General features: G+C 25.6%; 9 protein-coding genes. 1 reads left to right on the forward strand and 8 read right to left on the reverse strand.

Annotated features, from left to right (window positions below; translation table 11 throughout):
* Window positions 1-4 precede the first annotated feature (4 nt).
* The 3 genes from I2E83_RS13225 to I2E83_RS13235 all read right to left on the reverse strand — a co-directional run bounded on the left by I2E83_RS13225 (window position 5) and on the right by I2E83_RS13235 (window position 2,824).
* Window positions 5-940, reverse strand: coding sequence for an ABC transporter ATP-binding protein (locus I2E83_RS13225; RefSeq protein WP_195265668.1), 936 nt, complete (start codon window positions 938-940; stop codon window positions 5-7).
* Between the two features lie 86 nt (window positions 941-1,026).
* Window positions 1,027-1,671, reverse strand: coding sequence for a response regulator transcription factor (locus tag I2E83_RS13230; protein WP_195265669.1), 645 nt, complete (start codon window positions 1,669-1,671; stop codon window positions 1,027-1,029).
* Window position 1,672: 1 nt separating this feature from the next.
* On the reverse strand, window positions 1,673-2,824 hold the full coding sequence (locus I2E83_RS13235) for a sensor histidine kinase (protein ID WP_195430288.1): 1,152 nt from the start codon (window positions 2,822-2,824) through the stop codon (window positions 1,673-1,675).
* A gap of 477 nt (window positions 2,825-3,301) precedes the next feature.
* Between I2E83_RS13235 and I2E83_RS13240 the strand changes: the two genes are divergently transcribed.
* Window positions 3,302-3,628, forward strand: a complete 327-nt coding sequence (locus tag I2E83_RS13240) for a hypothetical protein (protein WP_195430291.1) — start codon at window positions 3,302-3,304, stop codon at window positions 3,626-3,628.
* 271 nt (window positions 3,629-3,899) lie between these two features.
* Here the strand turns inward: I2E83_RS13240 and I2E83_RS13245 are convergent, their stop codons facing one another.
* From I2E83_RS13245 to I2E83_RS13265, 5 genes are all read right to left on the reverse strand, one after another.
* Window positions 3,900-4,388: a GNAT family protein gene (locus I2E83_RS13245; protein ID WP_195430444.1), complete on the reverse strand. Its 489-nt coding sequence runs from the start codon at window positions 4,386-4,388 to the stop codon at window positions 3,900-3,902.
* Between the two features lie 368 nt (window positions 4,389-4,756).
* A complete protein-coding gene (locus I2E83_RS13250; protein ID WP_195430293.1) occupies window positions 4,757-5,689 on the reverse strand; it encodes a DMT family transporter in 933 nt (310 codons plus the stop codon).
* Window positions 5,690-6,103: 414 nt separating this feature from the next.
* Window positions 6,104-6,301 carry a DUF4177 domain-containing protein gene (locus I2E83_RS13255; RefSeq protein ID WP_195430296.1) on the reverse strand — a complete coding sequence of 66 codons (198 nt, stop codon included), beginning with the start codon at window positions 6,299-6,301 and terminating at the stop codon, window positions 6,104-6,106.
* Window positions 6,302-6,364: 63 nt separating this feature from the next.
* Window positions 6,365-6,769, reverse strand: coding sequence for an arsenate reductase ArsC (locus I2E83_RS13260; RefSeq protein WP_195430301.1), 405 nt, complete (start codon window positions 6,767-6,769; stop codon window positions 6,365-6,367).
* A gap of 16 nt (window positions 6,770-6,785) precedes the next feature.
* Window positions 6,786-7,115, reverse strand: coding sequence for a metalloregulator ArsR/SmtB family transcription factor (locus tag I2E83_RS13265; protein WP_195430303.1), 330 nt, complete (start codon window positions 7,113-7,115; stop codon window positions 6,786-6,788).
* Between the last annotated feature and the right edge of the window lie 291 nt (window positions 7,116-7,406).

Genomic DNA, 7,406 nt, shown 5'->3' on the forward strand with positions numbered 1-7,406 from the left:
ACCTCTAATCTCTTAACATTTTTCCTGTTAAAGCTAAGAAAACATCTTCAAGTCTTGCATCTTCATAACTTATTTTTTTAACATTAACTCCATATTGTTCTATTATACTTAGTACATTATGAAGTTTAAAATTTGAGTCTATAGTTAATGAAATAATATCATCTTGTTCCTTAACTTTTATTACTCCTGTTAATTTTTCTATATTTAAAAGAACTTCCGCTGTAATATCACTAGCTTCTATTATCACCTTATTATTAGGAAATACCGAAGATTTTATTTCTTCTTTTGTTCCATAAGATACTTCTTTGCCTAAATCTATAATGAATACTCGCTTGCATAGTTCTTCAACTTCTTCCATGTAATGAGAAGTATATATAACTGTTGTCCCCCATTCCTTACAAATATTTTTTGTAAAAGTGAATATATGATTTCTTGATTGAGGATCAACTCCAACAGTAGGCTCATCCATTATTAATACTTTTGGATGATGCATAATAGCTGCTGCAATATTAAGCCTTCTCTTCATTCCACCTGAAAACTTCTTAACTTTTTCTTTTTTCTTATCTTGAAGGCCTGTAACTTCTAAAGCTTCATTTATTCTTTCTTTAAGTTCTTTTCCTTTTAATCCATATAAAGCACCGAAAAACTCTAAATTGTCATAAGCATTTAACTCTTCTATTAAAGAAATATCTTGTGGTACATATCCTATACATTCTTTAGCTTTTATTGGCTCTTTTAAAATATCATAACCACAAATTTTAACTGTTCCACTATCTGGGGTTAAAAGACTAGTCATTATATTTATTAAAGTAGATTTTCCTGCTCCATTAGGTCCTATAAATCCAAATATTTCTCCCTTATTAACTTCATAGCTTACATTATCTAAAACTAACTTGTCATTGAATCTTTTTGTGACATTTTTTACTTCTATGATACTCATTAAAAATACCCCCTAGCTTTATCTTACTTATATAATAAGACAAAGCTAAGGGGCTTGCTATCACTCCAAGTCACTAGATGAATGACTTAAGTCACTATTCCATTTTTAAATGCAAAAATTGCAATTTGTGTTCTATCTCTAAGATTTAACTTAGATAAAACATTTGTAATATTATTCTTTATAGTTCCTTCTGATAAATAAAGCTTTTCTGAAATTTCTTTATTAGTTAATCCTTCAGCTATACATTTGATAATTTGTAATTCCTTATCTGAAAAATTATATTTATTTAATTCTTTATTATTTAAGTTATGACTATTATTACTAAGTATTTCATTTGCAACATCAGGATGAACAACCATATTTCCCATATAAGCTGTTTTTATTCCTTCATAAATAACTTGATGAGAACTATCCTTTAACAAATATCCAAAAGCTCCATATTTCAATGCATCTTGAATATATTCTTTATCTTTAAATGTAGTTAATATAATAACTTTAATCTTAGTAAATTGCTCCTTAATAAGCCTAGTACCCATTACTCCGTCACAATCTTTCATTCTTATATCCATAAGTACTACATCAACATCTTTATTTTTACATACTTCTAAAGCTTTATATCCATTTTCAGCAGTATCAACAACTTCTATATCATCAAAAGTTGAAAGCATAATTTTTAAGCCTTCTCTAATTAGTTTTTCATCATCCACAATTAATATTTTAATTTTCCCCATCCTAATTCTCCTTATCTCTCGGAATTACAAGCTTTATAAAAAATCCCTTTCCAACTTCTGAGCTAACGTCAATTATTCCATCTATTTCTTCAGCTCTTTCTCTTATATTCTTAAGTCCAAAACCACTTTCTTTTATAATATCAGTTCCTATACCATCATCTTTAAATGATATTACAAAATCATTTTCTGTAAAATTCATAATTACTTTAACTTTAGATGCTTTTCCATGTCTTAAAGCATTTGACAAAACTTCTTGAGTTATTCTATATAAGTGAGTACTTTGTTTAATAGAAAGAGTCCAATCACCTTTTGATAAAATAATATTTACTTCTACACCTGACATCTTTTCAAAATTCTTACATAACTCTTGAATTCTAATTAATCCTCTGTAATTATCATAATCATCAGATTTAAGTTCACTTACAGCCTTTTTAACATCTTGAAAACTCTCATTTATAAAATCTCTTAAGTTACTTGCCATATCTTTTAGCATGCTTCCTTCTTTATCAGCTATACTTTCCATTGCAGATAGCTGAATCATAGCTGTTGATAAAGAATGACCAACGCTATCATGTATTTCTCTTGATATTCTATTTCTTTCCTTAATAACTGTTAATTCCTCTATTGAAGTAAGACATTCTTCAAGATGATTTTTGGTTTCAATTAATTGTTCTTCCGATATTCTAAGCTTATCGTATAACCTTTGAGCTTCTTTCTTTGTATTATACAGCCTAGATATATAATTTAAAAGAATTATAAAAATAAACATAATAACTAAATTGATAAAACCACTTTCTATATTTTTATTAAATTTACTAGATAATGATATTAAAGATATTATAAATAAAAATATATATTTCATTTTTTCATATTTTAGTGTAAAAGCATCTATAGTTATACCTATTAAATAAAATAAAATGCTTCCACCAAAGTTTAAATAAGCTATTGGTGATATTATTATTTCAACCATCATTGAAAAAATAGTTAATTTATCATTTCTAAAGTAAAATACCCTAAGATTATTGTTTATTATAAATAACAAAATAAACATTATGCTATAAATACTTGTATTTTTTTCTTCAATAAAAATTTGAGCTATTAAAATAATAAATGATATATATCGTATTAATAATAGTTCTTTACTTTTTCTCATAGTTCTCTCCAAACTTTTTTTATTATCTAAGATAATGATACAACATATTTTCATGTTGGTGAATAGATATAATTTTGAATTAGACATAATGATATGTATTAATGAGGCTAATTCTTCATTTAACAGTTAAAAGTAATGAAATATAAGCTTACAAATATAAATAGACTGTGAAATAAGCATACTCTATTTATATTTGCCAACTTATAATACGTCACTGAAAATTGAAAAATAAGGAAATGGATGAAACTTTTAGTTCAGAAAAAGAAAGTATTATAACTAAAAATTTGATAGTACATAGCAATATATCATATAGTTATATTAGAATGAAGTGATTCAAAACAAGATAACAAATATTTATATAAAATTTACCTATTTCATATAAATATTGGAATTATAATCCATAAATAATGTATAATAAGAATATATAATAATGAATAATTTTATTATATTGTTATTCAGTAAAAAGGAGGTAAGTATATGATAAACATAAAAAAAATAATAATTCCAACGATATGTATAGTAATTTTATCGTTTGTTATTGGTGCGACAGATAATAAAAATTCAACTAAAATTTTAGACGGGGTATATACATTAAGTCAAATAATAACACAGGAAGGTGAAGTCAGAAACTTTACTTATGGAGGAGAATTGACAGTTAATGATTTAAAAGCCACATTTAATACACCAACACAGAACTGTCAGTGGGAACTTGAAAAAAATAGTTATGAAGTAATTGAAAATGGATTTATTGAAACATCTTCAAATACAAATGAAAAATATGTATGGATGAAAATTAACAATTAAAGAATAACTATTAATAATAAAATAATTGATTCGCAAGTTTAAACTTATACGAACTAAAAAAATGGACAATTTAATTTTATCCACTTTTATAATACTCTAAATCAACATTAGTTTAAAACAGAGCCTATAAATAATAACTATAGTATGGTTTAGAATTATACTATAGTTATTTCTCATAGTTCTCTCCAAACTTTTTTATTATAGTTTCTTCACTCCAGAAAAGATTGACAGTATTAAATTTCACTTCTCCTTTGGTGATATCTCTGTTGTACTATTTCTTAATATTATCTTCATTAACCAATGCCATTACTATAGTATCGTGAAATTCTTTGCCGAATAAACATTTTCTTAAAAGACCTTCTTCAAGATATCCTACCTTTTTTAATACTACTAATGATGCTGTGTTTGTAGGCATAACCTTAGCTTGTATTCTATGCAATTTTAAATCAATAAATCCAAATCTAGTTACCTCTTTTACTGCCTCCGTTGCAAATCCTCTCCCCCAATACTCTGGCGAAAAATAATACGATAGCTCTGCTATTGATTTCTTTGAAAATCCACCTAAATCAATGCGACCTATAACTTTATTATCTATTTTACTCTCTATACACCACGTAAATGCTATCTTTGACTTGAGCAAACGTCCATTAATGTTGTTCAACCAATTTGATATATGTGGTTCTTCATTAAAAATACTTAGACCCCCACCTAAAAACCTTTGTACCTGGGGGAGATTTATAAAACTTAAATATTCTTCTATATCCGCACGTCAAAATGCACGTAAAATCAACTTGTCTGTTTCTAAGTAAGGTATTTCATTAAAATAATCATTAAATTTCATAATATACTTTTCTCACTTTATTACTTTTAATTATCAACAGGGATTCTAATCTTTTTATTTTGTTAAAATTATATCATTTTTGTAATTTAAAGTCATTAGAAAATCTATATATTTACATGATCCTATGGAAATGAACTTCATACTAATACTTAATCTATTTCTTTTTCTATCATTGCTACAATCCTAAAAATAAATTGTTTTTAATACCAAAGCCAATTAATATACAAAAAATAACTGTAACAAAGCTATAAACTTTATTACAGTTATTTTATTTATAAACTACATATCTAATTTATACTTTCCTTCCTTTTATACACTAAATAAATTCCAGCGCAAACTAGTATTAAAGCTATAAGTATCTTTATATCAAAGATATTTTCTTTAAGGACTATAGCTGAAAGTGTAGTTCCAAAGACTGGAATTAAAAAGTTGAAAACAGAAATCACTCCAACTTTATTGTATTTTAAAAGTTGTGACCATAATGCAAATGCTAATGAGGATAGTAATGCCATATATAACAATAAGGAAGTAGATTTAACATTAAAGTTTGTAAGATGCCCTCCTAATAAATACCCTATTATTATTAAAGCTAGTCCTCCTATAGCTAATTGATAACCAGTTATAGTATAGGCATCTTTATTTTGGCTTATCTTTTTACTGTATATTGATGAAATTGAAAGCATAAAAGCTGCAAGCATTATAAATCCTTCACCTTTAAAAGAAAAACCTCCTTCTAAAACTGAAGATCCTCCAAGGTTTACAATTATAACTCCAACAAATCCTACTATGCAGCCTAAAACCTTATTGAAATTTAACTTATCATTTTTATAAATAAAATGCGCTAATATTATACTAAAAAATGTACCTGTTCCATTTATAATTGAACCTCTCACACCAGTAGTATATGTCATTCCTAAATAGAAAAATATATATTGAAGAGTTGTTTGTCCAAGTCCTAATATTGTAATTTCCTTCATATCCTTAAAAGTTAAATCAAAGATACTTTGCTTCATCAATAGCTTTATTATTAATACAATAATTCCAGCCAAGAAAAATCTATATCCAGCAAATATAAGTTTTGCACCTACATCACTGCTTGCTATATTAAAAATTTCATATCCTACTTTGATAGCAGGAAAAGCACTTCCCCATAAAAATGTACAAATTACTGCTATTATAATTATATTTATTCTATTAGTGTAAAATTTTGATTTATCCAAATACCTTCATCCCTTCTAGTAACTCCTTATAATGTTTATAGAATTTATTATACACTTATTTATATAAAAAAAATGCCTTATCCTAAAAATATGTTTATTCAAATTTAAAAGACAGCCAAGTATTTTTAACTCAATAATTGAATTAAGTTCAATTATTACTTAAGTAATTGTATCTATCCTAAACACTATCTAGTAATTAATATAGAACTTTTATTAATTATAAATATAAAAATAGAGTAAAGATAACACTTCACCCTATTTTTATATATTATATAATCAAATTGATTAGTATATAAAATTTAATTTATGTGTTTTATAAGATTAAAAATTAATTCTATACTGTCTATTTCTATATTTAAAATCATATTCATCTTTATCACATAACTATAGTTTATTGATCAATTGCTAATGTAATTAAACAACTTCTCTTTTAAATATTACTGATCCATCATCAGGCTTTGGAATCCAACCTACTCCTTCATGAGGTTTTGTTAACCCTCCTACTAACTCCCAACCTAAATTTCCATAATTATTAAGTTCTTTTTGTAATTCTTCTTGATTTCCTAACCCTTTCAATGAGCCCATTTCGACAACTTTATATTCCCATTTCATAAAACATATAACCTCCTTTCTATTATTAATTTATTCAATATTATTCTTCCCACATATTTAACTCTATATCTCATTATTTTCAATTTTCTTAGTTAAATTCTTTATCTTTGATTCTATAGTTTTTGCTACTTTAATAAATTCTTCATCAGGTTTACCAGTAGGATCATCTAATCCCCAATCCTCAACATAACTAGCTGATATATTAGGACATACAACATTACATCCCATTTTTATTACAATATCCATATCTGGTATATCAGTAAGTAGTTTAGACTTTTGAGTTTTGCTCATATCTACATTATATAAATCCTTAATTATTCTTACTGCATCTTGATTTATTTGTGGTTTAGTTTCAGTTCCAACTGAATAACTTTCAAAAACTTCACTTCCATATAATTTCCCTAATGCCTCCGCCATTTGTGATCTACAAGAGTTATGAACACATATAAATGCTACTTTCTTTTTCATTTTTCAGGTTCTCCTTTTACTTATTATTTTTACAATTTGTTTCTTTTTCTTTGCAAATGCATTCTTCAGTATCAGTGATAATCTGCATTAAATTTAATATTAATCTGTTAGCATTGGCTATATGTAATTTATAATAATTCCATATTCCTTCTTTTCTAGACAATACTAATCCACATTCAGTTAAAACCTTTATATGATGTGATAATGTAGGTTGAGTAAACTTAAAACTTTCTAACAACTCACAAGCACATTTTTCTCCACAAGATAAAATATCTAATATTTTTAGCCTATTAGGATCTCCTAATGCTTTAAATATTTTAGCATTTTCTTCATAATCTCCATCCATACTCCCACTCCTTAAATAGATATTAATCTATCTATAAATATAGATTAATATCTATAAACTGTAAATTTCACTTTAATATCCGCCTCTAAAGAATAACACATAGATATATATCTATATGTTATGACTAAAAAAATAATTTGTTACTATAAAAATAAAAAATCTTAACAAATAAAAATATTGTTAAGATTTTTATATAATATAATTATTTAAAATAAAAGTTTAATTTGCGAGAAATTTTTCCTTCCATGTTTTATTAATTATATATTTATTATTCACTATCAATCACTAATT

This window comes from Clostridium sp. D46t1_190503_E9 (assembly GCF_015555225.1).
In the GTDB taxonomy this organism is placed as follows: domain Bacteria; phylum Bacillota; class Clostridia; order Clostridiales; family Clostridiaceae; genus Clostridium.

Coding starts and splice junctions, on each gene's coding strand:
- I2E83_RS13240 (WP_195430291.1), top strand. CDS start 3,302: ATGATAAACATAAAAAAAATAATAATTCCAACGATATGTATAGTAATT.
- I2E83_RS13235 (WP_195430288.1), bottom strand. CDS start 2,824: ATGAGAAAAAGTAAAGAACTATTATTAATACGATATATATCATTTATT.
- I2E83_RS13225 (WP_195265668.1), bottom strand. CDS start 940: ATGAGTATCATAGAAGTAAAAAATGTCACAAAAAGATTCAATGACAAG.
- I2E83_RS13230 (WP_195265669.1), bottom strand. CDS start 1,671: ATGGGGAAAATTAAAATATTAATTGTGGATGATGAAAAACTAATTAGA.
- I2E83_RS13260 (WP_195430301.1), bottom strand. CDS start 6,769: ATGAAAAAGAAAGTAGCATTTATATGTGTTCATAACTCTTGTAGATCA.
- I2E83_RS13265 (WP_195430303.1), bottom strand. CDS start 7,115: ATGGATGGAGATTATGAAGAAAATGCTAAAATATTTAAAGCATTAGGA.
- I2E83_RS13255 (WP_195430296.1), bottom strand. CDS start 6,301: ATGAAATGGGAATATAAAGTTGTCGAAATGGGCTCATTGAAAGGGTTA.